This is a genomic window from Microbacterium sp. NPDC056044 (assembly GCF_042267145.1).
In the GTDB taxonomy this organism is placed as follows: domain Bacteria; phylum Actinomycetota; class Actinomycetes; order Actinomycetales; family Microbacteriaceae; genus Microbacterium.
Map to the genome: position 1 here is coordinate 463,205 of NZ_JBHJWZ010000003.1, position 25,988 is coordinate 489,192.

Consider the following 25,988-nt stretch of genomic DNA (forward strand, 5'->3'; position numbering starts at 1 on the left):
ACGTCGTCGTAACAGGAGGGCGCGGCGAACGGCCGCGGCCGGACAGGCGCCGGCGGTCGGGCGGGATCGCGAATTCCCCAGGGAGCGATCTGCGCGAACGATACACCCGCGCATCGCGTCGACGACAGTGGGGCAGTACCGGGGTCAGACGCGGGCGACGGCGTCCTGCCGGATCACGCTCGGCCCCGCCGGCGTCGCCTCGACGGCCAGCTGCGCCGGCAGCTGCTCCTTCATCGCGGCGACGTGGCTGATGACGCCCACGGTGCGTCCGCCCTGCCGCAGCTCGTCGAGGGTGCGCATCGCGAGGTCGAGCGTCTCCTCGTCGAGCGAGCCGAAGCCCTCGTCGACGAACAGGGTGTCGAGCCGCACCCCGCCCGCGCGGGCGGTGACGACCTCGGCGAGCCCGAGCGCGAGGGCGAGCGACGCGAGGAAGGTCTCGCCGCCCGACAGCGACTGTGCGGGGCGGGACTGACCCGTGAAGGCGTCCATGATCTCGAGGCCGAGCCCCGAGGCGGCGCCGCGCGCGGCGCGCGCGTCGGTGTGCTGCAGACGGTAGCGCCCGGACGACATGTCGCTCAGCCGCAGGTTCGCTGCGGCCACGATCTCTTCGAGCTCGGCGGCGAGCACGAAGGTCTCGAGGTCCATCTTCATCGTGTTCGGGGCGCGGCCCGCGACGGTGTCGGCGAGCCGGGCGATGGCCGCCGCATCGGCGGCACGCGCGGCGACCCCGGCGTACGCCTGGTCGATCTGCAGCGCAAGGTCGCGGAGGCCTGCCACGAGGGTGCTCGCGTCGCTCTCGGCACGGAGCGCCGCCGTGCGCGCCGTGTCGGCGGCGGCGAGCGCCTGCTGCGACGCGTGCGTGTCGACGGGCTCGGTGGGGGCGCCCGCGAGTTCGAGCTCGAGCTCGAGCATGCGCGCCCGTGCGGCGCCGAGCTGTGTGTCGTGCGCCGAGACCCGCTCGGCGAGCGCCTCGATCTCACCGGGCGAGGCGAGCGCGGCGCTCACCTCGGCAGTATCGGCGAACACGGATGCTGCGACCCTGTCGTCGACGTCGGCCCGCGCCTGTGCGGCCAGCGTCGACGCGCGCTCGGCATCGGCGCGCGCATCGGCGGCCGCGCGGGCCGCATCGCGGATCGAGGTGGCGTGCGCGACGCGGTCGCCGACGCTGGCGTGGTCTCCGCGGGCCGCCTCCACCGCCTCGCGGGCCGCGGCCACGCGCTCCTGCAGCGCGGCGATCCGCGTGCGCGCGTCGGCCAGCTGGTCGGCGAGGGTCGCCCGAGAGGTCTCCGCTTCGAGGTCGAGCGCGGCGAGCTCGGTTCGCTGTGCGGCGAGGGCATCGCGGCGTCCCACAGCCCGCTCGGCGGCAGCGAGGTCGACGGCGGCCGCGGCGAGCTGCTCGCGCAGCGGTTCCGTGCCTTCGCCTCCCGCGCGGGCGGCGGCCGCCGCATGGCGTTCGCGCGCGCCCTTCGCCGCGTCCGCTGCGGCGCGCTCGTGGCGGGCGGCCGCGTCCCGCTGGGTCTCCGCCGCCTCGAGGATCTCGTCGGTCACCGGCTCGTCGGCGAGCGCTGCGGGCGACGGGTGCGCTGTCGCGCCGCACACGGCGCAGGGCTCGCCGTCGACCAGCGTCGTCGCGAGTTCGCCCGCGTACCCGTCGAGCCGGAGCTGCAGCAGTTCGGCGACGCGGGCGGCCGCGGCCGCTGCCGCGGCAGCCGCGTCGCGGTGGACGAGCTCGGCCGCGCGCTGCGCGTCGGCGAGCCCTTCGGCCTCGACTGCGGCGGCGACGCGCGCAGTGAGTTCGTCGTGACGGACCTGCGCCGGTTCGCGGCGGGACGCCGCCTCGCGCTCCGTCTCGAGTTCGGCGTCGATCCGCTCGAGCTCGGCCGGCACCTGTGCTCGCTGGGCGTCGAGGGCGACGATGTCGGTCTCGAGCCTGACCACCTCGGCCGCGGCATCCGTCATCCGCGCGCCGCCGTCGACGAGGGTGGCTTCGTGCACGAGCGCGGCGGTCCACACCGCGAGCTCGCCGGTCAGGCGCTCGACCAGCGCGGCGAGATCGTCGGTGTCCGCGTGGTCTGTGCCCGCGATCGCCCGGGCCCAGGCCGTATCGGCCGAGACGGTCAGGTTCGCGGCGGCCGCGGCGACACGGTCGGCGCGTTGCGCCGCCTCGAGGGGGGCCCGGAGCACCTCGGCCGTCCGCGCGCGATCGAGGCGGCGCCGATCGACCGAGATCTGCGGAGCGGCCTCCTCGAGCGAGGCGAGCCGGTCGCGCGCACGGCCGAGCTCGGCCTGCGCCTTCGCCAGCGCCACCCGCTCGGCGTGCGCCGCCTCCGCGATCGTGCGGGCGTCATCGGCGTCGGCCCGCTCGCGCGTGAGCGTGTCGAGGCGGTACGACGCGCGCTGCTGGCCCAGATCGACCGCCGCGCGCCGGGCGGCGAGGTCGAGCGGCGGCGTCGTCGCCGCGACGTCGGCACCGTCGGCGGGCACCAGCTCGTGCGCGGCGATCAGGCGCTCGGCCTGATCGAGCAGGGTGCGTGCCCGCTCGCCGAGTGCGTCGAGCTCGTGCTGCGCCGCCTTGCTGCGCTCGCCCAGCTCGCGGGCGTACTCCTCGTAGCGGCGCGTGCCGAACAGGGCGCGCAGCAGGGACTGCCGCTCCGTGCCGGAGGCGAGGAGGAACCTCGAGAACCGGTTCTGCGCGAGCAGGATCACCTGCTGGAACTGCTGCGCGTTGAGCCCGAGCACCTCGTCGAGGAACAGCCCGACGTCGCGGGGCTTGCCGGCCCGCCCGATCCAGGCGCCGTCGACGAGCTCTTCGAGCTCGGCGCGCGTGGGCTCGGCGGTGAGCCCGCCGCCGCGGCGCGCGGGCCGCTGGTACTCGGGCGCCCGGGTGACGCGCCAGCGGCGGTCGCCGACCGTGAACTCGAGACGCACCTCGGTCGCGTCCTCGGGCTCGCAGTGGTCGCTGCGCAGGCGCTTGTCGCCGGTCTCGTAGCGGGGCACGCTGCCGTACAGGGCGAAGCACACGCCGTCGAGGATGCTCGACTTGCCCGCGCCGGTGCGGCCGGCGATGAGGAAGATGCCGTCGTGCTCGAACGCCTCGAAGTCGACGCTCTGCTTCTCGCGGAACGGCCCGAACCCCGTGAGCTCGAGGCGGTGCAGCCTCACGCGGTCGCCTCCACCCGTGCGCGCTCGTCGAGCAGCTCGCCGACGAGCTCGGCCTCGCGGGCGGACGCGCCCTCGCCCTCGCGCACGTGCGCGAGGAAGGCGTCGACGAGCTCGGCGTCGTTGCGCGCGGCGCGCACCCGCTCGGCGTACGTGCGGGCGTCGTCGGTGCGCGTGGCAGCCGGTGCGTGGCGCACCTCGGCGCAGAACGGGAACCGTGCGAGGAGGCGCCGCATCGGGTCGCGCTGCGGCAGCGGATCCGTGTACTCGGCGCGCACCCAGTCATCGGTGTGCGCGGCGTAGCGCTCGTCGGCGAGCAGCTCGTCGAGGGTCGCCGTGAGGGTGGTGAGCGTGCGCGGCACCGGCAGCGGCAGCCACTCGACGCGGTCGAGCGGGTCGGGCCCGAGGCCGTCGGCACCGAGCTCGACGAGCCACGACCCGCGCGGCTTGTGGCCCTCGTCGAAGCTGTAGTGCAGGGGCGCGCCGGCGTAGCGCACGCCCGGCGAGAGCTGCTGACGCCCGTGGATGTGCCCGAGCGCCATGTAGTCCACGCCGTCGAAGGTCGACAGCGGCACGATGTCGAGACCGCCCTGCTGGATGTCGCGCTCGAGGTGCGGCGTCGGCTCGACCCCCGCCGCGAAGCAGTGCGCGACCGCGATCGTGCGACCGGCCCGGGTCGCGGCATCCGCCCGCACCAGCTCCATGGCGTGTGCGAGCACATCGGCCTGCGTGCGCACGCCGGGCCAGGCGCCGCGCAGGAGCACCGGCTCGAGATACGGGATGCCGTAGACGTGCACGGGACCGTGCTCGTCGTGGACGGTGACCGGGGTGCCGATCGTCACGGGATCGGTGATGACGTGCACGCCGTCGCGGAGGAGGCCGGCCTGGAAGCCGAGCCGGGCCGCGGAGTCGTGGTTGCCGCTCGTCACGACCACCGTCGCGCCGGCGTCGGCGAGACCCCGCAGCGCGTCGGTCAGGAGCGTGTAGGCGCCCGCGGCGGGGGTCGCCGAGTCGAACACGTCGCCCGCCACGATCACGAGGTCGACGTCGTGCTCGTGCACCTGCGCGACGAGAGCCTCGAGCACGCCGCGGAGCGCATCGAGCGTGGAGTGGCCGTGGAACGACCGCCCGATGTGCCAGTCCGAGGTGTGCAGGATCCGCATGCTCAACACGGTACGTTCGGCCCCCGACATCGCCCGCGAGGCAGGCCGCGGACCCCGCGAACCACCGGGGTGTGAGCGCGTTCACCGCGCAAGCGGCGCGTACCCTCGACGCATGTCCTTGCCCGAGGTCTGCGTGGTGTTCCTGCTGCGCCGCGGGCCGCAGGGCGCCGAGGTGCTGCTGGGACGCAAGCTGACCGGTCTCGGCCAGGGCAAGGTCATCGGGATCAGCGGCTGGGTCGACCAGGGCGAGGGCGCCGACGAGGCCGCCGTGCGCGAGGCCCGCAGAGCGGTCGGCGTGCGGGTCGAGGCATCCGATCTCCATCCCGCCGGAACGGTCGAGTACCACTTCCCCACCCGGCGGGCGTGGTCGCAGCGGACGACGGTGTTCGTGTGCCGGCGGTGGCAGGGCGAGCCGGTCCAGAGAGACGGGATGACGCCGCGGTGGTACCCGCTCGACACCCTCCCCTTCGCGCACATGTGGGACGACGCCTCGCGGTGGCTGCCCGGCGTGCTCCGCGGCGGCACCGTCGACGCGCGGTTCACGTTCGGCGCCGACCTGGCGACCGTGGTGCTCACCGTGGAGTGAGCGGAGTGCGCGCCCGATCCGGCAGGCCACCGGCGGTGCGCCCTCCCCACGGCCTGCCGCCGGACGTATCGTGGAACATGGCGCACAACGCAGACACCGCTCCGCGATCGACCGTGGTGGCGCTCGTCGGAGCCGACAGCGACGAGCTCCTGACCGGCCTCGCCGACGTTCCCGCGCTCGTCGCGCTGTCGCTGCGCGAGGCGGACCCGGCCGTCGCGGCGCACCTCGTCGCCTCGGTGTCGATGCCCTACGTCGTCCACGACGCCGACCCGCTCGAGCACGTGGCGTCGGCCTGGGTCGAGCTGTACGAGGAGCGCGCCACGCTCGGCTCGCTCGAAGCCGAGGTCGGTGCGCTGCTGTCCCTGTTCGCGTCCGGCGAGGCCGTGATGCCCGACTACTACGTCGTCGCGGGTCCCGAGGCGATCGAAGGCACGTGGCGGCACTGGTGGCTCGGGGCGCTCGCCCACCATGCGCCGTCGCGCGTGCTCCCGGTCGAGGCATCCGGCACCGCCTTGCGCGCGAGGCTGCGTACGCTCCCGAGCTCCCGCGCGTGGCCGGAGCCCGCGACCTGGCTGCCGCGCGTGCAGTTCGACATCCCCGACCGCGTGGGACTTCGCGACCAGCCGGGCGCCGCCTGATCCATGGCGGACGTCGAGAGGTTCGCGCACGCCGGCGCGACGCTGGTCGCCGAGCGACGGGGGCACGGCGATCGCGTGTACGTGCTCATCCACGGCATCGGCATGGGCCGCAGCGTCTTCGCCGACCTCGAGCGTCACCTCGGCGACGGCGAGGTCGTCGCGTTCGATCTGCCCGGCTACGGCGAGGCGCCCGAGCCCCGGCGCGTGCTGACGATCGAGCGCACGGCCGACCTGGTCGCCGCCTACCTCCGGGCGCGCGTACGCACGCCCGGGGTGGTGATCGGCCACTCGATGGGCGCGCAGGTCGCACTCGAGGTCGCGGTGCGCCATCCCGCCGTGGTCGATCGCATCGTGCTGATCGGCCCCACGGTGGATCCGTCCGCCCGGACGGCGCCGCGCCAGCTCTGGCGGCTGCTGCGCGACATCGCCGTCGAGAGCCCGAAGGTGATCGCCCTCGGGGCGCGCGAGTACGTCCGCGCCGGGCCGCGGCTGCGCGCGAAGTTCCGGGCGATGCTCCGCCACCGCCCCGAAGACGTGCTGCCCGTCGTGCACGCGCCCGCGCTGGTGGTGCGGGGAGAGGACGACCTCGTGGCGCCGCACGCCTGGTGCCGCGACGTCGCGGACGCCCTGCCCGACGGGCGGCTGGCCGAGGTGCCCGATCACGGTCACGAGACGATGATCCGGGATGCTGCGCCCGCCGCGCGTCTGATCCGCGAGTTCGCCCGATCGGCGTAGCAGGCGCTCACGACTGCCGCGTCGCGGCGGAATCCTGCCATCCCCGTCGCACCCGGCAATGTCGGAACCCCCGCGTAGGTTTCACACTGTCGGAACCAACGGAGGAAACCATGTTCGCTGTATACGCCGCCGAACAGCAGTACCGCCACGACACCTGGTCGCGAGATCGCGAGCACGCGATCCTCGCCTCCATCCGCGAGCGGAAGACCGCTGTCGCCTCGCGTCGCCCGTCTCGCGGGGTCACCCGCCCGCAGCGCGTCGCGTGGGCCCGGCCGATCGGGCTGCGCGTCGCGGAGCACGATCCTGCGGTCTGCGCCGTCGCCTAGCTGCGGTCGAGGTCAGGGGGCCGCGTCGGCGGCCCGCTGTGCCGCGCGATCCTTCGCCACCGCGTCGCCGATCACCTGACCACCGCTGCGCACGAGTGCGCGACGCCACGGGAGCGTGCCCTCGATCTCGATCTGGATCGAGATCGACAGGATGGTCCGGATGAGGACGATGAGCCCCAGGATGGCCGCGTCCTCGAGCGACGGCTTCGAGGTGATCGTGCGGATGAGATCCGCGGCGACGAGCACCTCGAGCCCCAGGAGGATCGCGCCCCCGAGCGTCGTACGCAGAGTGGTGAACGCCTGCTGCCCGCCTTCACGCCGGGCGAGCGAGCGGCCGCCGAGGACGAGCGCGATCACGAAGCCGACGATCATGGCGGCGGCGCCGATCGCCTCGAATCCGACGGCGACGGCGGTGAACACCTCCTCCATGTGCACGCGCCCAGCCTAGGGCCGGGCGCGTGCACATCGGTGGCGGAATCGCGGTGTCAGCCCGCGGTCTCGCGCCGCGGGTGCGCGGGGTCGTCGGTGTCGCCGACGGACACCTGCCGCGCAAGCTCTTCGACGTCGTTCTCCGGCAGCTCGATGCCGGACTGCGTGAGCCGCTGGCGCAGCACGTGCGCGATGCTCTCCAAGGGCTCGGTGCCGACGTCCTGCCGCGTCTGCGCGACGATGCCCGCCACCTTGTCGATGTCGGAGGCGTTGTTCTGCGCCATCGCCGGCAAGCGCTGCTCCTGTTCGGTCCCGAGAGCTCCCGGGGTGCGCTGCGCCTCGCCCGCGGTCTGGGTGTCGCGGGCGCCGTCCTGGCCGTGGTGATCGGTGCCGTCTTCCACGACCCCGATGCCGACCGCCTCGTGGGTCGGCGGGGGCGACGCGGGTGCCGCGGGCTCGGCGTCGGCCTGACCCGGATCGCCCGTCGCGGAAGCGGCATCCTTCGCATCCGGTGCCGGCTCGCCCAGCGTGGGAGGCGCGGCGGGGGCGTCGTCCCGCACCGGCTCGCCCGGCGCCGGCGTACCCTCCGCACCTGCGGCGTTCTCGCGGTCGGGGTAGTTGACCCCCGGCTGCTCGTACTCGTTGCCTGTCGTGCTCATCAGGGCTGTTCCCCTCTGTCGCTGTCGGTCACCATGTCGGGGTCCGCGCCCTGCCGGGCCGCCTCCCCCTCGACGGGGTCGTCCGGCTGCAGCGCGGCGTCGGTGAGCAGGTCGGCCTCGCTCACCGCGGCCGTGCGCTCACGCGCCGCGGTGTCGTCCACCTGCTCCCAGCCGCCGGGCGGGTCGGCGTTCACGACACCGTCCGGGAGGTCGTGGCGTGCTCGATCGCGATCCATGGCGTGCTCCTCTCGTCCTCCCCCAGCCTCCGCCGGCGGGGCGCACGGCGACATGGGGTTGACAAGGGCAGCCGCCGGTGTCGACGCGCGTGCCCCCTCTTATGGACGGGGATTCAGGATGCCGCGGCGCGAGGGATTCGCATCGAACCAGTCCGCGACGTACCAGCACACCGGGATGACCTTGCGATCGCCGCGCTCCTCGAGCTCGTCGACCGCGCGCTCGACGAGCTCGCCGGCATATCCGTGCCCGCGGAACGTCGGGATCGTATAGGCGCGCGTCATGACGACGGTGCGACCGTCGTCGCGGTAGTCCAGCACGCTCACCAGGTCGTCGCCGCGGTGGAGGGTGTACCGCGAGGCGTCGGTCTCTTTGGTGAAGCGGAGCTCGGTCACGCCCACAGGCTACGCCCGCGGCGACGCGCCGGGACGAGTCCGGAGGCATGTCGCAGTGATCGCCCAGCCGGGACTCGGTCTCATGTCACGTGGGACTGAGCAATCTGTCACATTCGGAAACGATCTGGGCTCAGAACCCGTGCGATTTGACGTTTTTGGACAAAGTCGGTAATAATCGGGCTCATGACTGACAACGCGCTGTATCTGTCCGCCCGGGAGGCGAACAGGACTGCCGGCATGATGATGGCCGGTCGCGTTGCCATGTGTTGTCGAATGTGCCACTAGCACGGTGACCCCCGTCGGACTCCCCCTCCGCTTCTGAACACGGATCGTACGGAGTCCCCCGAAGCACCCGTCTGTGCGTCGATCACGCGCACCCGGACCCGCTTCGCACACCGCCCAACGTCGGGCACAGGCCTCCACCGGCCTACGGCCTTTCTCGCCACCGACGACCAGGGCCGCAGCACATCATTCAACCCGGCTCCGCCACCCGGGTTCCTCCCGCAAGGACCATCGTCATGTCGACCACCGCTCTCCTCGACCGTCCCACCACCGCCGCCCCCGTCCGTCACCTCCGCGCCGTGAACCACCCGGTCGCCGTCGAGGCGCCGACGGCCCCGACTCCCGAGCCCGCGCAGCCCCCCGCCGGTCGCGCCCTTCCCGCCGGCACCGCGCCGCGCGGCTTCGCCCTCTACGTGGGCATCGACGAGGCCAAGGCCGCCGCCTCCGGCGTGAACCTCGGCGTCCTCGTCGACGCCCTGCGCCGCACGCTGGCCGAGCTGGCCCCGTCCGCCGAGACCTATGCCACCGTCGCCCTCGCGCCGGTCGGCTCGGGCGGCCGCGACGTCGACGTCGTGCGCCTCGCCCTGCACGAGCCTTCGGCCGTCGCCCGCACCAAGCAGGAAGAGCCCGAGGACGAAGAGCCCGCCTCGGGCGGTGTCGTCGTCGACATCTCGCGCAAGCGCGTGCTCATCGACGGCGAATCGGCCGCGTTCACGTTCAAGGAGTTCGAGCTGCTGCAGTACCTCGTGCTGCGCGAGGGCCGCACGATCGAGCGCACCGAGCTCGTGACCTCGCTCTGGCAGGGCGCCACCGACGAGGACGCCCCGGGCGAGCGCACCATCGACGTGCACGTGCGCCGCCTCCGCGCCAAGCTCGGCCGCTACGAGGACATCGTCCGCACCGTGCGCGGCGTCGGCTACCGCTTCGACCGCCACGCCGACGTCGTCATCCGCTACGGCCACGGCACCCCCTCGCCCGACCGCTTCTGATCGAGGTTCCTCGCACCGCGATGTCGGAGGCCTCGGCGTAGGGTGGGCGGCATGACCACCTCGCTCTCGCGCGTCCCTCGGACGAGGGATGCCGAGCGCTTCGGTCCGCGGGCCGCGACCCGCGATCCCCGGCCCGACTACGGCCGGCCCCTCGAGACGGAGTACCGGCCGCGGCATCCGCTCGATCTCCGCCGCACCGTGCTGTACCAGCGCCACGGAGCCGGCGACCCGACCATGACGGTGTCGGGCACCGTGATCTGGCGCGTCAGCCGCACGCCCGCGGGCATCGCGACGCTCGCGATCCGCGAGACGCATCCCGGCGTGATCCGCGGCGCGGCCTGGGGTCCCGGCCGGGAATGGGCGCTCGCGCAGCTTCCGGCCCTGTGCGGCGCCGACGACGATGCCGGCGACTTCGACGCGTCGCGGCATCCCCTCATCGCCGACGCCCACCATCGCAACCCCGGCCTGCGCCTCTCGCGCACCGACCTCGTCTTCGACGCGCTGGTCAGCGCGATCTTCGAGCAGAAGGTGACGGGCATGCAGGCGTTCGGCGCGTGGCGGCGCGTCGTCACATGGTGCGGCGAGCGCGCCCCCGGCCCGACGCCGGAGCCCATGTTCGCCCCGCCCACCATCGACGGCTGGCAGCATGTGCCGTCATGGGTGTGGCACCGCGCCGGTCTCGAGCCGCCGCAGTCGAAGACCGTCGTACGCGCGGCACGTCGGGGCGCCGCCATTGTGCGCACCGTGGCGGACGCCGACGACGGCGAAGCCGTCGACCGGGTGCTCCTCAGCCAGCCGGGCATCGGCCCGTGGACGTCCGCCGAGACCCGCATCCGCGCGCTCGGCGACGCCGACGCCGTGAGCGTCGGCGACTACCACCTGGCGCACGAGGTCGGCTATGCGCTGGCCGGCCATCGCACGGACGACGATGGGATGCTGCGGCTCCTGGCCGCGTGGCCGGGTCAGCGTCAGCGGGTCATCCGGCTGATCGGGGCCAGCGGGGTGCGCGAGCCCCGCCGCGGTGCGCGCCTGCATCCTGAGGACCACCGCGACCGCTGAATCTCGAGCCGAGCCGCTGCTGCGACCCGGCTCCGCGCGTAGGCTCGCCTCATGTTCGCGGCCGTCATCATGTGGACCTTCTTGGCGCTGCTGTTCGCGATGCCCTTCGCGCTCATGCTCTCGCGCGCCGACACCCGCCGCCGCCAGCGCAACGGGCTCCCGGTGTCGAGCGGCGGCATCGGTGCGATCGACGCCGTGTTCGCCCCGTCTGCGGCGGAGGCACGTGCCGTCTGGGAGGCGCAGACCGAGATCCCCGCACCGGCGCCGACGCCCGGCGACGGCCCCGGCGTGATCCGCCGCGGGCGCATCACCATCGAGCTCGCTTCCTGACCCGGGGCATGCGCGGCGGTCTCTTGTGGATGTCGGAGGCCACGACGACACTGGGACGCGCCACGCGGCCGGGCGCGGCATCCACCACCCACTTCAGGAGTTCGACATGCCCAGCCTCAACCCGTATCTCTCTTTCAAGAACGAAGCCCGAGACGCGATGACCTTCTACCAGAGCGTGTTCGGCGGCGACCTCGACATCTCGACGTTCGGCCAGTACGAGGGAATGGTGCAGGATCCCTCCGAGAACGACCTCGTGATGCACGCGCAGCTCACCAGCCCCGACGGCTTCGTGCTGATGGGCTCCGACACGCCCAGCGGCATGAACTACGAGAAGCCGGCCGGCATCTCGGTCTCGGTGAGCGGCGACGACGAGGCCTCGCTGCAGGGCTTCTGGGACAAGCTCGCCGACGGCGGCACGATCACGATGCCTTACGACACCCCGCCGTGGGGCGGCAAGTTCGGCATGCTCACCGACCGCTTCGGCATCGACTGGATGGTCGCGGTCAACGCGCAGCAGGGCTGAGCCGCGCTCACGCGTACTCGCTGTCGTCGACAGGTGACGGGGCGGGACCGAGCGCCTCGAGCTCGGTCCACACCTCGTCGGGGATCGGCGTGGCGACGAGCTCGTCCAGTTGCGCGAGACGCTGCGACGACGAGATGCCCACGACGGTGGAGTCCACGAGCGGCGAGCGCAGCGAGAAATGCAGCGCCACCGCCGGAAGGCTGACCCCGAAGGCGGCGGCGACGCGCTCGAGACGCGACACCCACTCCTGCAGCTCGGGCGTCGCGGGGCGATAGCCGTACATCGCGCCCTCCCGTGTGCCGGTGGCGAGGATGCCGGCTCCGAACGGCGCCGCGTTGAACACGGTCATGCCGCGTTCGCGGGCATCGGCGAACACCGGCGCGGCAGTCGTGTCGACGACCGTGAAGCGGTTGTGGATGAGCACGGCGTCGAAGAGCCCGGTGCCGACGTAGCGCGCCATCATCCCGACAGGCCCCGCTGCCACGCCGATCGCGTCGACGCGACCCGATTCGCGCAGCTCGATGAGTCCCTCCACCGCACCGCCTCGTCCGACGGCCTCGTCGAACGTGACGGTGTACGGATCGTGCAGATGCAGCAGCGGAAGGCGATCCACCCCCAGGCGTGCGGTCGTCTCGTCGAACGACCGCAGGACGCGGTCGCGGTCGAAGGCGCCGGTCTCGGGATCGCAGTCGACCTTCGAGATCACGCGGGTCGCAGCATCCGTCCCCTTCCGTGCGAGGGCGAGGCCGAGCACCGCCTCGGACCTTCCGCCGGCGTAGTTGTTGGAGGTGTCGATGAAGGCGTGGGTGCTCTCGAACAGCTGCTCGGCGAAGGCGACGGCGGCCTGCTCCTCGGGGGAGCCGGGCTCGGTGCCGCGGCCGAGCGGAGAGGTGCCGAGAGTGACCGGGCTGACGTTGAGGGTCATGGCGTCCGTTCCGTGTGTGGGTCACCTCCAACCTAGCGACCGCCTGAGCGGGCCGCCCCTCGGACTCGGGAGCACCCCTAGGCTGGCGGCATGACCACGACGCGGAAGGGCTGGACGCGCGGCCACTCGGGCTGGGCGCTCGGCACCGCCCTCATGTTCACGCTGGGCATCGTCTTCGGGCTCATCTGGGGCAACGTGCTGCTGGGCGTCGTGCTCGCGGCGGCCGTGTCGATCGGCTGGCTCATGGCGTACGAGTCATGGCGCGGGCGCAACGTCGGGCTCGAGAACCGCGACGACGAAGGCGCCCAGCTGTAGCGGGAGCCCACCCACCCCTACCCCCGGCCGCCGCCGCGTCGTATGGTGAGCGCCAGGAGGTGGTCCGCCATGCAAGCGAGCGTCGGCGATCGCGTGATCATCCACGGCCGCGTCGTCGGTGCTGTGGAGCGCGCGGGTGAGGTCATCGAGGTCCGAGGCACCGGGGACAACCCGCTGCTGGTGGTCCGCTACGACGACGGGCACGAGGCGATCCTGTCGCCGGGAAGCGACTGCGAAGTCCGGCACGCGTCCTGAGACGCGCACCGGACCCGGTCGCCGGATGAGCCCGGCTCAGCCCAGCAGCTCGTAGCGCGACGGCTCTGCGCCGAGCACGTGCTCGCCGAGGAACGCGAACACCGTCTCGTACCAGACGACGGCGTGCTGGGGCTTGAGCACCCAGTGGTTCTCGTCGGGGAAGTACAGGAAGCGGTGCGGCATGCGGCCGTCTTCGTCAGCGTGGTGCTCGGCGAGCTCCGACCACAGCCGCAGGCCCTCGCCGATCGGCACGCGGTAGTCCTTGTCGCCGTGCACCACGAGCAGCGGCGTGCGGATGTCGCCCACGAACCGGTGCGGCGAGTGCTCCGCCATCGCCTCGGGCGTGAAGATCTCCTGCCAGTAGACCGACAGGTCGGTGGTGCCGTTGAACTGGTCGAGGGCCCACAGGCTCGCGTGCGTGACGATCGCGCGGAAGCGATCGGTGTGCCCCGCGACCCAGTTCGCCATATACCCGCCGAACGAGCCGCCCATCGCGGCGGTGCGGGTCTCGTCGATGTCGTCGCGCGCCTCGACCGCGTCGGTGATCGACATCAGGTCGGTGTAGGGCTTGCCGCCCCAGCTGTTCCAGCCGCGCGCGATGAAGTCGAGGCCGTAGCCGGTCGAGAGCGCGGGGTCGGGCAGCAGCACCGCGTAGCCGCGGGCGACGGCGAGCAGCGGCGCCCAGCGCCAGCTCCATGCGTTCCAGCTGTTGAGCGGACCGCCGTGGATCCACAGCAGCAGCGGCGCGGGTGCCTCCGCAGACGCCCCCTCGGGCAGCAGCAGCCAGCCGCGCACCCGTGCGCCGTCCTCGGCGGTGGTCTCGACCTCGGTCATCGAGCCGGGCGCGGCAGGGGCCGGCGCCGGGGTCGCGAGCACGGTCACGGCGCCGTCGCGCGCGATGCGCACGGCGTGCGGCGGCACCACCCATGACGACCGCAGCGCCACGAGGTCGCCCGTGGTGCGGTCGACGCAGACCTGCGCGTACGCGAAGTCGTCGTCGGTGAGGCGCACCGGCGCACCGCCGTCGAGCGGGACGCGGAACACCGGGCCGCGGCCGTTGTCGTCGGCCGCCACGATGAGCGCGGCGTCGTCGTGGTCCCAGGCGAGCTGGCTCGGCCAGCGGTCCCAGCTGTCGGCCAGCCGCCGCGCGCCCGCCCCGTCGATCGCCGATACCCACACCTCGACGTCGCTCGGGCCGGCGGGCGTCGCCTTCGCCGAGCGCACGAACGCGATCGAGGCGCCGTCATGGCTCACGGCCGGCGCCTCGAAGTCGACGCGCGCCTCGTCGAACAGCGTCGTGCGCTCGCCCGACGCCACGTCGATCGCGACGATCGTGCTGCGCCCGCCGCGCGCCTCCTGGCGCTGCACCGACGCGATGAGCGTGGCGCCGTCCGGCGTGAGCGCGGCGGCCGTGTGGTCGAGCGAGCGGCCGGGCTTCGGCGTGAGGTCGCGCGGACGCGGCAGCGTCGCGGGGTACGGCTTCACAGCGGACACGGATGCTGTTGCGCCTGCGTCTGTGCCGGGGGCCGAGGCATCCGTCTCCGCCGCGTCTTCCGCCGCCGCCTCGGCGACCGCCGCCGCGATGGTGTCTTCGAGGGCGTCGATGTCGAGGGCGAGGAGGTGCGGCTCGGCGGGGCCGAGGTCGTGGTCCCAGTAGCGCACGGGGTAGGTGTCGTGCAGGATCGCCGACACCTTCTTCTCCTTGCGCTTGGCGCGCAGCGCCGCCTCAGCCTCGAGCGTGTCGGCGCCGGGAAGCAGGGAGGCCGCGATCACGAGCCGTGCCGACGCGTCGGCCGTCGCGGCGATGCCGTCGACGCCACCCGCGAGCCGCGTCACGGGACGGGCCTCGCCGCCGACGGCGGGCAGCAGCCACAGCTGGCCCGACTCGTCGTCGGCGTCGCCCTCGGCGTCGGGGCGGGCCGACACGAACAGGATGTCGCCGCTCGCTGTGAACGCCGCTCCTGCCTCGCCCTTCGCCGACCGTGTGAGACGGCGGGGCGTGCCGCCGCCCGTCGCCGGCACCGCCCAGAGCGACCGGTCGTAGCCGGTGCCGTCCTTCTTGAGCGCCGCGACCGTGAGCACGGCGGTCGTGCCGTCGGGCGAGAGCGCCAGCGCCTCCACCCGGGGAAGGGCGATGTAGTCGGTCAGCGAATCGAAGGGGGTGGGGTTCGAGGGGGTCGCCATGGCTCCACGCTAACCGACGCCTTCCGGCCGGTGGAACGAGCCGCCGTCAGCTCCACTGCGTGAGCTTGTCGGGGTTTCGCATGATGAAGACGTCGGTGATCCGGCCGTCGCGCACCTCGAGCGAGACCAGTGCGCTCGGCTCGTCGTCGAGCGTCGCGAGGAAGCCGAGCCCGTCGGGCGTCTCGATCGCAACGAGCACCGCGTCGGGCTCGAGACGCGGCAGGCCGAGGAGGAACCGGCCCACCCGGTCGGCGCCGCGCACCGGTCGCAGCGCCGCCGACACGCGGCCGCCGCCGTCGGAGCGCAGCACGACTCCCGGATCGAGCACCGCGACCAGGGCGTCGAGATCCCCCGTGGCGGTCGCAGCGGCGAAGGCCCGGGCGACGGCATCGTGCTCCTCCCGCGAGGCGGCACCGGTGCGGTGCTCGCGGACGCGGCGCCGCGCCTGCGACGCGAGCTGCCGCACGGCGTCGGGGCTCCGCCCCACCGTCTCGGCGACCTCGGCGAACGGCACGCCGAACACGTCGTGCAGCACGAACGTGACGCGCTCCGCGGGCGTCAGCGACTCGAGCATGACGAGGAGGGCCATCGAGACCGAGTCGTCGAGCGTGACGGAATCGATCGGATCGAGAGGAATGGATGCTGCGAGCACCGAGTCCTGCGGAACGGGCTCCGGCAGCCACTCCCCCACGTAGCGCTCGCGTCGGGCGCGGGCCGAGCCGAGCATGTCGAGGCACACGCGACCCGCCACGCGGGTCAGCCAGGCAGCGGGATTGCGGATCGCAGCCCGCTCCTCGTCGGTATGCCGGTACCAGCGCACGTAGGTCTCCTGCACGGCGTCCTCGGCGTCGGCGACGGTGCCGAGCATGCGGTAGCAGAGGCCCAGCAGGGCGCGGCGTTCACTCTCGACCTCGTCGGGTGGCAGCATCCGTTCCCCTTCTTCTCGGCTCTGCTCACATTCTGGCGCGCTGCGTCGTCGGTGTATCGAAAGCACCCGCATCGGGCGGGACGAGAGGAGCAATGCCATGAGGATCGCGGTCGCCGGAGGAACAGGCGTCGTCGGAAGCCACGTCGTGGAGGCGGTGCGCGCGAACGGGCACGACGCCGTCGTGCTCAGCCGCGGCAGCGGGGTCGATCTGATCACGGGGTCGGGTCTCGACGCGGCGCTCGCCGGCGTCGATGCGGTCGTCGACACCGCGAACGTCTCGACGCTGAAGGCGGACGCCGCCGTGCGGTTCTTCGAGACCGCGACGGGCAATCTCATCACGGCGGCCGAGCGGGCAGGCGTGCGTCACGTGGTGCTGCTGTCGATCGTCGGCGTCGACCGCATGCCCTACGACTACTACGCCGGGAAGATCGCGCAGGAGCGCGTGGTCGAGGCGTCGCCCGTGCCGTGGACGATCCTGCGGGCGACACAGTTCCATGAGTTCGCGGCGCAGCTGTTCGCGCAGGCGAAGGTCGGCCCGCTGCACGTCGCGCCGCGCGCGCGGGTGCAGCCCGTCGCCGCCCGCGAGGTCGGCGCGCGGCTGGCGGCGCTGGCGGCCGGCCCCGCACAGGGACGCGCCGCCGACTTCGCGGGTCCGCGCGAGGAGCGCCTCGACGACATGGTCAAGGCGTACGCGCGCCACATCGGTCACGGCGGCTGGATCCCCTCAGTGAGTCTCCCCGGCCCGCAGATGAAGGGCATGCGGTCGGGGCTCGCCCTGCCCGGCCCCGGCGCGCTGCTGGGCACCCAGACCTTCACGGAGTCGCTCGCCGCGCTCGGCTGAGCGGCTCTGCGTGGGGCCGGCTCGGTCGGAGGTCTACGCTGAGCCAGGGGACGGGCCACCCAGGAGGACTCGTGAGACTCGCCATCGCGGGCGGCACCGGCATGACCGGTGGCCATATCGCGGCGGTCGCGCGCGAGCGCGGCCACGACGTCGTCGTCCTGTCACGCCGCACGGGGGTCGAACTGCTGAGCGGGGCGGGCCTCGCCGGTGCGCTCGACGGCGCCGACGCACTGATCGACGTCACGAACGTCGTGACCGCGAAGCCGGACGTGTCGGTGATGTTCTTCGCCGGCGCCACGAAGAGCCTCCTCGCGGCCGGGCGCGTGGCGGGCGTCGCGCACCATCTGGTGCTCACCATCGTCGGCGCCGAGGCGGCGCCTGACGGCTACTACGCCGGCAAGCTGGTGCAGGAGCGGCTCGTCGCCGGCGGCGACGTGCCGTGGACGATCCTGCGCACGACGCAGTTCCACGAGTACGCGGCGATGATGTACCACCGCGGTCACGCCGGCGCCCACGTCGCTCCGGCCGGCCGGGTGCAGCCGGTCGCCGTGCACGAGGTCGCCGCACACCTCGTCGATCTCGCCGAGCAGGGGCCTGCGGGACGCGCGAGAGACCTCGCCGGCCCGCAGGAGGAGAGCCTCGCCGACATGGTGCATCGCTACGCGCATGCGATCGGCCACCGCGCGCCGGTCCCCGTGGTGAACACCCCCGGCGCTCTCGGCCGCGCCTTCCGCTCGGGAGCACTGCTGCCCGGCCCCGAAGCGCTCCGCGGGACGCAGACGTTCGCCGAGTGGCTGGACGCGCTTCCCGACGCCTGAGCCGCTACATCTCCTCGTGGGTGTTCGGGTCGCCGTCCCACAGGCGACCACGCTCGAGGGCGCTGATCGCGGCGACCTGCTCGTCGGTGAGGGCGAAGCCGAAGACGTCGGCGTTCTCACGCTGCCGATCGGCATCGGCCGACTTGGGGATCGGCGTGCTGCCGAGCTGCGTGTGCCAGCGCAGCACGATCTGCGTCGGAGTGACGTCGTAGACCGTCGCGAGCTCCGTGAGGATCTGCTCGGTGAGCAGCTCGCTGCGGCGGGCGAGCGGGCTCCAGCTCTCGGTGCGGATGCCGTGCGTCGCATGGAACGCGCGCAGCTGCTCCTGCGGGAAGTACGGGTGCAGCTCGACCTGGTTCACGGCGGGCACGACGCCCGTCTCCTCGATGAGCTCGGTGAGCTGGTCCTCGGTGAAGTTCGAGACGCCGATCGAACGCACGAGCCCGAGTTCGCGCGCCTCGATCATCCCTCGCCAGGTGTCGACGTACTTGCCGACGCTGGGGTTCGGCCAGTGGATGAGCTGCAGGTCGATGCGGTCGAGACCCAGCAGATCGAGCGAGCCCTTGATGCTGTCGATGGCCTCCTGCCGACCGTGGTGGCGGCCCGGGATCTTCGAGGCGACCAGCAGCTTGCCGCGGTCGACATCGCTGCGCCGCACGGCTTCGCCGACCTCGCGTTCGTTCTCGTAGTTGACGGCCGTGTCGAGGAGGCGGTAGCCGGAGTCGATCGCCGCGACGATGGCCGCGATCCCCTCCTCGCCCCGCAGGTTGTAGGTGCCGAGGCCCAGTTCGGGGAACCAGGCGCCGTCGTTCAAGGTCACGGTGGGGATCGCGCTCATGGTTCCATCCTGGCCCTGAGCCGGCGCCGAGGGGTGCTATCGCGCGATCTCGCGTGGCGAGCGGGTCACGACGACACCGGCACCGATCCGGGGCGGGCGCCGACCAGGGCCTCGGCCGCGCGGGCGGTGCGCGCGGCGAAGCGGGTCGTGTCGGTGCCGCGGGCGAGGGACTGCGCGTTGAGCCCGTCGATCATGCCGATGAGCTCCCACGCCACGTCGCCGGGCTCGGTGGTCGAGAAGGCGCCGGTGCGGCAGCCGTCCTCGATGATCGCCTCGACCAGGGTCTGCCAGCGCTCCATCTGCGCCCGCACCGCGCGCGCGAGGGCGTCGTTGCGGCGCGCCATCGCCCAGCCCTCGACCCACACGACGGTGAGCTCCTCGCGCTCGCCGTCCATGAGGGTGTCGATCAGCGCACCGAGCCGTGCGGCCGGGTCGGCGACGGCGCCGACGACCTGCTCGACGTCGCGCACCTCCTCGTCGACGAGGTCGGCGTACACGCGTGCGACGAGGTCGTCCATGGACGGCTGGTAGTGCGCGACGAGGCCGGAGGCGACCCCTGCCCGCTCGGCGACGGCGCGCAGCGTGAGGGCGCTGAGCCCGTGCTCGCGGGCGATCGCGGTGGCTGCGGCCACGATCTCGGCGGCGCGCTCGGCGGGGGCCTTGCGGGTGCGCGGCCGTGACGATGTGCTTGACATGGTCTCGCCAGCATAGGTATCTTCTCTATTGATCGCTAGATCAATTACTTCGCGAGGCGCGTCTGCCGCCGTCGCGACACCGCTGAACGACGCTGGACGAAGGGGCGACGATGGCCTGGAGAATGCCGCACGAGGGCGATCCGCACGAGCGCACGTGGATGGCGTTCCCGAACGAGGGGCCGACGCTCGGCGACGACCCCGCCGAGCAGGAGCGCTTCTACGCCGCCTGGAGCGCGGTGGCGAACGCGGTCGCCGCCTTCGAGCCCGTCACGATGCTCGTCGATCCGTCCAAGGCCGAGCGCGCCAGCCGCATGCTCGACTCCGCCATCGACGTCGTCGAGACGCCGGTCGACGAGTTCTGGTTCCGCGACCACGGGCCGACCTTCGTCGTCGACGATGACCGCCCGGGCGCGCTGGGCGCCGTGGACTGGATCTTCAACGGCTGGGGCGCGCCGGAATGGGCGTCGTGGGAGAAGGCCGCCCAGCACGCCCGCTTCACCGCCGACCTCGTCGGCGCCGAGGTGGTGAGCTCGCTGCTCGTCAACGAGGGCGGCGGCATCCACGTCGACGGCGAAGGCACAGTGCTCGTCACCGAGACGGTTCAGCTCGACCCGCGCCGCAACCGCTTCGCAGACCGGGCACGCGTCGAGTCGGAGCTGCACCGGACCATCGGCGCGACCAAGGTCGTGTGGCTGCCCCGCGGCCTCACCCGCGACTACGACGAGTTCGGCACGAACGGCCACGTCGACATCGTGGCCACGATCCCGACGCCCGGTCGCGTGCTGCTGCACGCGCAGCAGAACCCCGAGCACCCCGACTTCGAGGTGTCCCGGCAGCTGCGCGAGTTCTTCTCGGGAGAGACGGATGCTGCGGGCCGCCGCTTCGAGATCATCGACCTGCCCGCCCCCGAGACGCTCCGCGATCACGAGGGCTTCGTCGACTACAGCTACGTCAACCACCTCGTCGTGAACGGCGGCATCATCGCGTGCGGCTTCGGCGAGGACCGCGCCGACGCGCAGGCGCGCGACATCCTCGAGGCCGCCTACCCTGGACGCCGCGCCGTGACGGTCGATGCGCGCCAGATCTTCGCGGGCGGCGGCGGCATCCACTGCATCACGCAGCAGCAGCCGGCGGTCGCACGATGAGCGGCCGCTTCCCGGTCGTCGAGAAGACGATCGCCGAGCTGCGCGAGGCCCTCGAGAGCGGAGCGGTCACCAGCGTCGAGCTCGTCGAGGCGTACCTCGCCCGCATCGACGCATATGACGTGCCCGGCACGGCGACGGCCCTCAACGCGGTGATCGTGCGCAATCCCGACGCGCGGGCCGAGGCCGAGGCATCCGATCTCCGTCGCTCCGCAGGGCGCACGCTCGGGCCGCTCGACGGCATCCCCTACACGGCCAAGGACTCGTTCATGGCGAAGGGTCTCACCGTCGCGGCGGGCTCGCCCGCGTTCGCCGACCTCGTCGCGCAGCGCGACGCGTTCTCGATCGAGCGGCTGCGCGGGGCCGGGGCGGTGCTCATCGGACTCACCAACATGCCCCCGATGGCGAACGGCGGCATGCAGCGGGGCGTCTACGGGCGCGCCGAGAGTCCGTACAGCGCCGAGTTCCTGACGTCGGCGTTCGGGTCGGGTTCGTCGAACGGCTCGGGCACCGCGACCGCGGCGAGCTTCGCGGCCTTCGGACTCGGCGAGGAGACCTGGTCGAGCGGCCGCGCACCGGCGTCGAACAACGCGCTGTGCGCCTACACCCCGAGCCGCGGCGTGATCTCGGTGCGCGGCAACTGGCCGCTCGTGCCCACGATGGATGTCGTCGTGCCGCACACCCGCACGATGGCCGACCTGCTCGAGATCCTCGACGTGATGGTCGCCGACGACCCCGAGACGCGCGGAGACTTCTGGCGCGCGCAGCCCTGGATCGAGATCCCGGATGCCTCGGCCCTGCGCCCGGCGTCGTACCCGGCGCTCGCGTCGCCCGACGCCGACAGCGCCGCGGCGACCCTCGCGGGCCGACGGTTCGGGGTGCCGCGCATGTACATCGACGCCGACCCCGACGCGGGCACCAACCCGGACGGCGGCATCGGCGGACCGACCGGCACCCGCGTCGACACCCGGCCCTCGGTGCTCGCGCTGTGGGAGAAGGCGCGGAGGGATCTCGAAGCCGCCGGCGCCGAGATCGTCGAGGTCGATTTCCCGGCAGTGACGAACTACGAAGGCGACCGGCCGGGCGCGCCGACGATCATGACGCGCGGGCTCGTGACCGAGGAGTTCCTGCACCGCGAGATCGTCGATCTGTCGGCGTGGGCGTGGGATGACTTCCTGCGGGCCAACGGCGACCCGGCCCTCGACCGACTCGACGACGTCGACGGCGCCGAGATCTTCCCGCACCCCCACGGCGCGCTGCCCGACCGCTACACCGGCTTCGACGACGACATCGCGACGTACCCGGCGCAGGTGCGCGCGCACCCCTACGCGTCGTTCGCCGACATCCCCGAGATCGCCGACGGCGTGCGCGGTCTCGAAGAGACCCGTCGCATCGATCTCGAGGACTGGATGTCGCTCCTCGGCCTCGACGCCGTCATCTTCCCCGCGGTCGCCGACGTCGGCCCCGCCGACATGGATGTGAACGAGGCATCCGCCGATCTCGGCTGGCGCAACGGCGTGTGGGTGGCCAACGGCAACCTCGCGATCCGCCATCTCGGCATTCCGACGGTCACGGTGCCGATGGGGACGATGGACGACATCGGCATGCCGGTCGGCCTCACGATCGCCGGGCGCGCGTACAGCGACCCCGACCTGCTCGCCTGGGCGGCCGCGTTCGAGGCCCTGCGGCCGCGCCGCACCGCTCCCCCGCGGACGCCAGAGCTCGACGCGTGACGGCGGCGATCCCCGTGGGGATCGCCGCCGCGTACGCCTGAAGGTCGGGCCGTTCGGATCGGGGTCAGCGCCTCGCTTCGATGATGAGGTTGAACGGCGTCTCGGCGACCACGCGGACGCGGGAGAAACCCGCCTCGTTGAGCACCACCGTGAGCCGTGCCGGCCCGGCCTGCGCACCCAGCACGAGCTCGCCGCCATCGGCGATCGAATGCGCGGTGCAGATCATGCTCGATGCCGCGTAGTACGTCTGCCCGACGATGTGGAGGTTGTCCTCCAGCCGGTCGGCGGCGTTCGGCTCGACCAGCAGCAGCGTGCCGTCTTCCGTCAGCGCCTCAGCCGCGTGCCGCAGCACCCCCACGGGGTCGCCCATGTCGTGCAGCGCGTCGAAGAAGCAGATCAGCCCGAATCCTCGTGCGTCGTATGCCTTCGCGCTCACCTGCTCGAACGTGGTGCGCTCCTCGATGCCCGCTTCCCGCGCGTTGCGCCGTGCCTCGGCGATCGATGGCGCGTGCGTGTCGAACCCGTGGAACCGCGAGTTCGGAAAGGCCTCGGCCATCAGCACCGTCGTGTGCCCGTGGCCCACGCCGACGTCGGCGACGGAGATGCCCTGCTCGAGCGCCGCAACGACGCCCTCGAGCGCGGGCAGCCACTGCGAGACGAGGCTCGCCCGATAGCCGTTGCGGTAGAAGGCTGCGGTGCCGTGCGCGAGGCGTGGGTCGTGGTCGCCCCACGCGATGCCCTCGCCGGTGCGGAACGCGTGCAACGCTCGCGCCTCGTCGCTCCACATCGCCGCCGGCGTGTTCCAGGCGGGCGGCAGGTAGACGGGACTGTCCTCGTCGGCCAGCACAAGCGCCTGCTCGGGCGTGAGCGAGAACGTGCCGGCCGCGGCGTCGTACACGACGTAGCCTGCGGCGGCCTGCGAGGAGGCCCAGTCGCGCACGTACCGCTCGGCGCAGTCGGTGCGGTCGGCCAGCTGCTGCGACGTGAGCGGGCCTGCTTCGGCGAGGGCCTGATAGAGGCCGAGGCGCGCGCCCAGGCTCACCATGACCCCGAGGTAACCGGCGCCGAGGTGGTCCACGGCGCGCAGTACGAAGGCGTTCAGCGCTGTCTCATCGACGGTGGTCGTCGTCATGTCGTCGGTCCTTTCTGTTCGATCGACGTGGTGATTCCATGCTCGGGATGCCGCGGCCCCGCGTTGAGAGGCATTCAGACCCTCGTTCGGTCCATTCGTGCCACGATGTGGTGCGAGGAAGGCCGGAGATGTCCGCACGCACGCTCGACGTCAGCGTCATCGCACTGCCCGACACCGGGGTCGCGACGATGTTCGGCGTGCTCGATGTGCTCAACTCGTTCGGTGTGATGGGCATCGGCGATCCCGCCGCTCCCGCTCCGTTTCGCGCGCGGATCGTCGGGGCCGAAGAGGGACCGCTCATGGGAGTGAGCGGGATCCCGGTTCCCGTGTCGCGGGCCGTCGCAGACATCGACGCGACCGACATCGTCATCGTGCCGTCGATCGTGCTCGGGCCGGACGGCTGGCAGCGCGGGCGCTATCCCGAGCTCGTGGACTGGGTGACCCGCATGCACGCGCAGGGTGCACTGCTGTGCTCCGCGTGCTCCGGCATCTTCCTCCTCGCCGAGACCGGCCGGTTCGACGACCGAGATGTGACGGTCCACTACGACTACGCGTCCCAGTTGCGCGCCACCCACCCGGACGTCCGCGTTCATCCGGAGCGGGCACTGATGGTGACGGGCAGGCGGGACGAACTCATCACCTCGGGCGCCTCAACCACCTGGCACGACCTCGTGCTGTACCTGACCGGACGATTCGCCGGCGCCACGCTGGCACAGGAGACCGCCCGCATCTTTGCGCTGCAGTGGCATCAGGACGGTCTCGCGCCGTACATGGTGTTCGAGGGGCGCACCGACCACGGCGATGCGGTCGTCGCCGATGCGCAGGACTGGCTCCGCGCCCACTACTCCGTCACCGCGCCCGTCGAGCAGCTCGTCGTGCGCTCAGGGCTGGCCGAGCGCACGTTCAAACGCCGCTTCACGGAGGCGACCGGAGTGAGCCCGCTGACCTATGTGCAGCGTCTTCGTGTCGAGGAGGCCAAGCGGCGCCTCGAGCAGACCGAGGAGTCCGTCGAGGCGATCGGGTGGCACGTCGGCTACGAGGACCCGGCGTTCTTCCGGCGCCTGTTCAAGCGGGTGACCGGACTGCCGCCTGGCGCGTACCGCAAGCGGTTCCGTGTACCTGTGATCCAGGCCGCGCCCTCCTGAGGACGCGTGTCAGCGCAGGCCGGAGCGCAGGTCCTGCCCGGCATCGCCGATCGTCGCGGCTGCCGACGGGGCTGGGGGCGCAGCATCCGTCCCCTCGTCGTCGGTGTGGAGCGACGGCGGAGCCGCGGCGTACGCGTCGGACAGCTCGCGGTAGGGCTTCGACACGAAGGCCAGCAGCACGACCAGCAGCAGCACCAGGCTCGCGCCGACGAACGCCAGTGCGATGCCGCGCGCCTCGCCCTCGCCGAGCAGCCAGCCCCATGCCTCTTGACCCTCGGGCGAGTTCATGTACGGGATGAGCCAGAACTGCGCGATCGGTCCGATGAGGAAGGCCGAGACCGGCGCCGCCGCCGACTCGACGCTGGCGGCGAAGCCGAACACGCGTCCCTGCTTCTCGAAGGGCACCACGCGCTGCACGATCGTCTGCTCGGAGGCCTCGGCGATGGGCATGAGCGCCATGAAGACGAGGATGCCGAGCGCGTACAGCCACCACAGCTCACGGATCGCGAAGGTCATGCCCAGCAGCGCGATGCCGATGTTGACGAGCAGCATGGTGCGCACGGGGTTCTTGCCGAGACCGAACTTGGCCACGAGCGCGCCGCCGATGATGAACCCGAAGCTGGTGACGCCCAGGACGATGCCCCACATCTCGACCGAGAACAGCGTCAGGCCGTACGGATCCATGAGGGCCATGAAGACGCCGCCCACGAGGTTGTTGAACGTCGAGAAGAGGATCAGCGCGAGCAGCCCCGGCACCACCATCACCGCCGGGATCACGCCCTTGAACCCGAAGCCCTTCGGAGCCTCGCCCTCGACGTGCGCGACGCCGCGCTCGGGGATCGGCACGAACATCAGATGGATCAGGGCCACGGCGGTGGCGGCGATCGCGATGGCGACCGTCCACCCCATGCCGAGCAGGCCGATCGACAGGCCCGAGAACACGCTCGTCACCATGAACGCGATGCCCTGCACGGCGCCGACGAGGCCGTTCGCCTTGTCGCGCCGTTCGCCCGGCACCAGCAGCGTGACGGTGGTCGACAGCGCGATGTTGCGGAGGTTCTCGACCACTCCGCCGACGAGGATGACCCCCGCGAAGGCCCAGAACCAGGGCCCGGTCCAGTCGAGCAGCGCGCTCTCGGGGAACGCGAGGAACATCGCCCCCGCGACCGCGTAGGCGGACGCGGTCACGATGCTCGAGAGCAGCATGACCGCCTTCTTCTTCATGCGGTCGACGATGACGCCGAACACGACGCCGAACACCGCGACGAGCAGCATGTACGACCCGCCGATGATCGCCGTCGCCAGCACCGACTGCGTCTCGAGGTACACCCAGAACGTCAGCGCGAACCACAGATAGCTCGACGTCACGTTGGCGAGCGCGGTGTTGACCAGCACCTGGTAGAAGGCGCGGAGCGTGCGCGCGTCGGGCTGATGCTGGACCGGATCTTCGGATGCTGCGGGCCCCGCTGGGCTCGGCTGGCTCATGACGATTCCTTCGGCGTGTTCACTGATGAGCGGGGACGGGCGAGG

Annotated in this window: 28 protein-coding genes; 15 read left to right on the forward strand and 13 right to left on the reverse strand. The window is 72.4% G+C overall.

Annotated features, from left to right (window positions below; all coding sequences use genetic code 11):
- Positions 1-144 precede the first annotated feature (144 nt).
- Both ACFC1I_RS10985 and ACFC1I_RS10990 read right to left on the reverse strand, forming a co-directional pair.
- Positions 145-3,162: an AAA family ATPase gene (locus tag ACFC1I_RS10985; RefSeq protein ID WP_376008871.1), complete on the reverse strand. Its 3,018-nt coding sequence runs from the start codon at positions 3,160-3,162 to the stop codon at positions 145-147.
- Complete coding sequence (locus ACFC1I_RS10990; protein WP_376008873.1) at positions 3,159-4,322, reverse strand: exonuclease SbcCD subunit D; 1,164 nt, start codon at positions 4,320-4,322, stop codon at positions 3,159-3,161. Before ACFC1I_RS10990 ends, ACFC1I_RS10985 begins: the two co-directional genes overlap by 4 nt.
- 112 nt (positions 4,323-4,434) lie before the next feature.
- Here ACFC1I_RS10990 and ACFC1I_RS10995 point away from each other — a divergent pair, with 112 nt between their 5' ends.
- The 4 genes from ACFC1I_RS10995 to ACFC1I_RS11010 all read left to right on the forward strand — a co-directional run bounded on the left by ACFC1I_RS10995 (position 4,435) and on the right by ACFC1I_RS11010 (position 6,607).
- Positions 4,435-4,908 carry an 8-oxo-dGTP diphosphatase gene (locus ACFC1I_RS10995; protein WP_376008875.1) on the forward strand — a complete coding sequence of 158 codons (474 nt, stop codon included), beginning with the start codon at positions 4,435-4,437 and terminating at the stop codon, positions 4,906-4,908.
- Between the two features lie 77 nt (positions 4,909-4,985).
- A complete protein-coding gene (locus ACFC1I_RS11000; protein ID WP_376008877.1) occupies positions 4,986-5,546 on the forward strand; it encodes a hypothetical protein in 561 nt (186 codons plus the stop codon).
- A 3-nt stretch (positions 5,547-5,549) separates the two neighbouring features.
- Complete coding sequence (locus ACFC1I_RS11005) at positions 5,550-6,281, forward strand: alpha/beta fold hydrolase (RefSeq protein WP_376008879.1); 732 nt, start codon at positions 5,550-5,552, stop codon at positions 6,279-6,281.
- A gap of 110 nt (positions 6,282-6,391) precedes the next feature.
- Positions 6,392-6,607: a hypothetical protein gene (locus ACFC1I_RS11010; RefSeq protein ID WP_376008881.1), complete on the forward strand. Its 216-nt coding sequence runs from the start codon at positions 6,392-6,394 to the stop codon at positions 6,605-6,607.
- Between the two features lie 12 nt (positions 6,608-6,619).
- Here the strand turns inward: ACFC1I_RS11010 and ACFC1I_RS11015 are convergent, their stop codons facing one another.
- From ACFC1I_RS11015 to ACFC1I_RS11030, 4 genes are all read right to left on the reverse strand, one after another.
- Positions 6,620-7,036: a DUF1622 domain-containing protein gene (locus ACFC1I_RS11015; protein ID WP_376009367.1), complete on the reverse strand. Its 417-nt coding sequence runs from the start codon at positions 7,034-7,036 to the stop codon at positions 6,620-6,622.
- Positions 7,037-7,092: 56 nt separating this feature from the next.
- Entirely contained in the window at positions 7,093-7,695 is a 603-nt protein-coding gene (locus ACFC1I_RS11020) for a hypothetical protein (RefSeq protein WP_376008883.1), read from the reverse strand.
- Positions 7,695-7,931 (reverse strand): hypothetical protein, encoded by a 237-nt coding sequence (locus ACFC1I_RS11025; protein WP_376008885.1) that lies wholly within the window; start codon positions 7,929-7,931, stop codon positions 7,695-7,697. The genes ACFC1I_RS11020 and ACFC1I_RS11025 overlap by 1 nt, the downstream gene beginning before the upstream one ends.
- Before the next feature lie 99 nt (positions 7,932-8,030).
- Positions 8,031-8,324, reverse strand: coding sequence for a GNAT family N-acetyltransferase (locus ACFC1I_RS11030; RefSeq protein ID WP_376008887.1), 294 nt, complete (start codon positions 8,322-8,324; stop codon positions 8,031-8,033).
- 518 nt (positions 8,325-8,842) lie between these two features.
- On the opposite strand from ACFC1I_RS11030, the gene ACFC1I_RS11035 reads away from it, so the two are divergent.
- From ACFC1I_RS11035 to ACFC1I_RS11050, 4 genes are all read left to right on the forward strand, one after another.
- Complete coding sequence (locus ACFC1I_RS11035; RefSeq protein WP_376008889.1) at positions 8,843-9,595, forward strand: winged helix-turn-helix domain-containing protein; 753 nt, start codon at positions 8,843-8,845, stop codon at positions 9,593-9,595.
- 51 nt (positions 9,596-9,646) lie between these two features.
- Positions 9,647-10,654 carry a DNA-3-methyladenine glycosylase family protein gene (locus ACFC1I_RS11040; RefSeq protein ID WP_376008891.1) on the forward strand — a complete coding sequence of 336 codons (1,008 nt, stop codon included), beginning with the start codon at positions 9,647-9,649 and terminating at the stop codon, positions 10,652-10,654.
- Between the two features lie 51 nt (positions 10,655-10,705).
- On the forward strand, positions 10,706-10,984 hold the full coding sequence (locus tag ACFC1I_RS11045) for a hypothetical protein (RefSeq protein ID WP_376008892.1): 279 nt from the start codon (positions 10,706-10,708) through the stop codon (positions 10,982-10,984).
- 106 nt (positions 10,985-11,090) lie between these two features.
- Positions 11,091-11,507 carry a VOC family protein gene (locus ACFC1I_RS11050; protein WP_376008894.1) on the forward strand — a complete coding sequence of 139 codons (417 nt, stop codon included), beginning with the start codon at positions 11,091-11,093 and terminating at the stop codon, positions 11,505-11,507.
- 7 nt (positions 11,508-11,514) lie between these two features.
- Here the strand turns inward: ACFC1I_RS11050 and ACFC1I_RS11055 are convergent, their stop codons facing one another.
- Positions 11,515-12,432: an aldo/keto reductase gene (locus ACFC1I_RS11055; RefSeq protein WP_376008896.1), complete on the reverse strand. Its 918-nt coding sequence runs from the start codon at positions 12,430-12,432 to the stop codon at positions 11,515-11,517.
- A gap of 90 nt (positions 12,433-12,522) precedes the next feature.
- Here ACFC1I_RS11055 and ACFC1I_RS11060 point away from each other — a divergent pair, with 90 nt between their 5' ends.
- Together ACFC1I_RS11060 and ACFC1I_RS11065 are read left to right on the forward strand one after the other, a co-directional pair.
- Positions 12,523-12,747: a hypothetical protein gene (locus ACFC1I_RS11060; protein WP_376008898.1), complete on the forward strand. Its 225-nt coding sequence runs from the start codon at positions 12,523-12,525 to the stop codon at positions 12,745-12,747.
- A gap of 69 nt (positions 12,748-12,816) precedes the next feature.
- Complete coding sequence (locus tag ACFC1I_RS11065; protein ID WP_045297722.1) at positions 12,817-13,002, forward strand: DUF1918 domain-containing protein; 186 nt, start codon at positions 12,817-12,819, stop codon at positions 13,000-13,002.
- Positions 13,003-13,038: 36 nt separating this feature from the next.
- On the opposite strand, the gene ACFC1I_RS11070 is transcribed toward ACFC1I_RS11065, so the two are convergent.
- Together ACFC1I_RS11070 and sigJ are read right to left on the reverse strand one after the other, a co-directional pair.
- Complete coding sequence (locus tag ACFC1I_RS11070) at positions 13,039-15,186, reverse strand: S9 family peptidase (RefSeq protein ID WP_376008900.1); 2,148 nt, start codon at positions 15,184-15,186, stop codon at positions 13,039-13,041.
- A gap of 46 nt (positions 15,187-15,232) precedes the next feature.
- Positions 15,233-16,114, reverse strand: a complete 882-nt coding sequence (gene sigJ / locus ACFC1I_RS11075; protein WP_376008902.1) for an RNA polymerase sigma factor SigJ — start codon at positions 16,112-16,114, stop codon at positions 15,233-15,235.
- 97 nt (positions 16,115-16,211) lie between these two features.
- Here sigJ and ACFC1I_RS11080 point away from each other — a divergent pair, with 97 nt between their 5' ends.
- Both ACFC1I_RS11080 and ACFC1I_RS11085 read left to right on the forward strand, forming a co-directional pair.
- The gene (locus ACFC1I_RS11080) at positions 16,212-16,955 is read left to right on the forward strand and encodes an SDR family oxidoreductase (protein ID WP_376008904.1); all 744 of its coding nucleotides are present in this window, start codon (positions 16,212-16,214) and stop codon (positions 16,953-16,955) included.
- A gap of 71 nt (positions 16,956-17,026) precedes the next feature.
- Complete coding sequence (locus ACFC1I_RS11085; protein WP_376008906.1) at positions 17,027-17,773, forward strand: SDR family oxidoreductase; 747 nt, start codon at positions 17,027-17,029, stop codon at positions 17,771-17,773.
- A gap of 4 nt (positions 17,774-17,777) precedes the next feature.
- On the opposite strand, the gene ACFC1I_RS11090 is transcribed toward ACFC1I_RS11085, so the two are convergent.
- Both ACFC1I_RS11090 and ACFC1I_RS11095 read right to left on the reverse strand, forming a co-directional pair.
- Positions 17,778-18,611: an aldo/keto reductase gene (locus ACFC1I_RS11090; protein WP_376008908.1), complete on the reverse strand. Its 834-nt coding sequence runs from the start codon at positions 18,609-18,611 to the stop codon at positions 17,778-17,780.
- A 65-nt stretch (positions 18,612-18,676) separates the two neighbouring features.
- Positions 18,677-19,306, reverse strand: coding sequence for a TetR/AcrR family transcriptional regulator (locus tag ACFC1I_RS11095; protein ID WP_376008910.1), 630 nt, complete (start codon positions 19,304-19,306; stop codon positions 18,677-18,679).
- A gap of 110 nt (positions 19,307-19,416) precedes the next feature.
- Between ACFC1I_RS11095 and ACFC1I_RS11100 the strand changes: the two genes are divergently transcribed.
- Entirely contained in the window at positions 19,417-20,451 is a 1,035-nt protein-coding gene (locus ACFC1I_RS11100; RefSeq protein ID WP_376008912.1) for an agmatine/peptidylarginine deiminase, read from the forward strand.
- Entirely contained in the window at positions 20,448-22,181 is a 1,734-nt protein-coding gene (locus ACFC1I_RS11105) for an amidase (RefSeq protein ID WP_376008914.1), read from the forward strand. Before ACFC1I_RS11100 ends, ACFC1I_RS11105 begins: the two co-directional genes overlap by 4 nt.
- Before the next feature lie 64 nt (positions 22,182-22,245).
- Here the strand turns inward: ACFC1I_RS11105 and ACFC1I_RS11110 are convergent, their stop codons facing one another.
- Positions 22,246-23,313, reverse strand: a complete 1,068-nt coding sequence (locus tag ACFC1I_RS11110) for a class I SAM-dependent methyltransferase (RefSeq protein WP_376008916.1) — start codon at positions 23,311-23,313, stop codon at positions 22,246-22,248.
- Positions 23,314-23,441: 128 nt separating this feature from the next.
- Here ACFC1I_RS11110 and ACFC1I_RS11115 point away from each other — a divergent pair, with 128 nt between their 5' ends.
- The gene (locus ACFC1I_RS11115) at positions 23,442-24,458 is read left to right on the forward strand and encodes a GlxA family transcriptional regulator (RefSeq protein ID WP_376008917.1); all 1,017 of its coding nucleotides are present in this window, start codon (positions 23,442-23,444) and stop codon (positions 24,456-24,458) included.
- A gap of 9 nt (positions 24,459-24,467) precedes the next feature.
- Here the strand turns inward: ACFC1I_RS11115 and ACFC1I_RS11120 are convergent, their stop codons facing one another.
- Positions 24,468-25,943 carry an MFS transporter gene (locus tag ACFC1I_RS11120; RefSeq protein WP_376008920.1) on the reverse strand — a complete coding sequence of 492 codons (1,476 nt, stop codon included), beginning with the start codon at positions 25,941-25,943 and terminating at the stop codon, positions 24,468-24,470.
- Positions 25,944-25,988 lie beyond the last annotated feature (45 nt).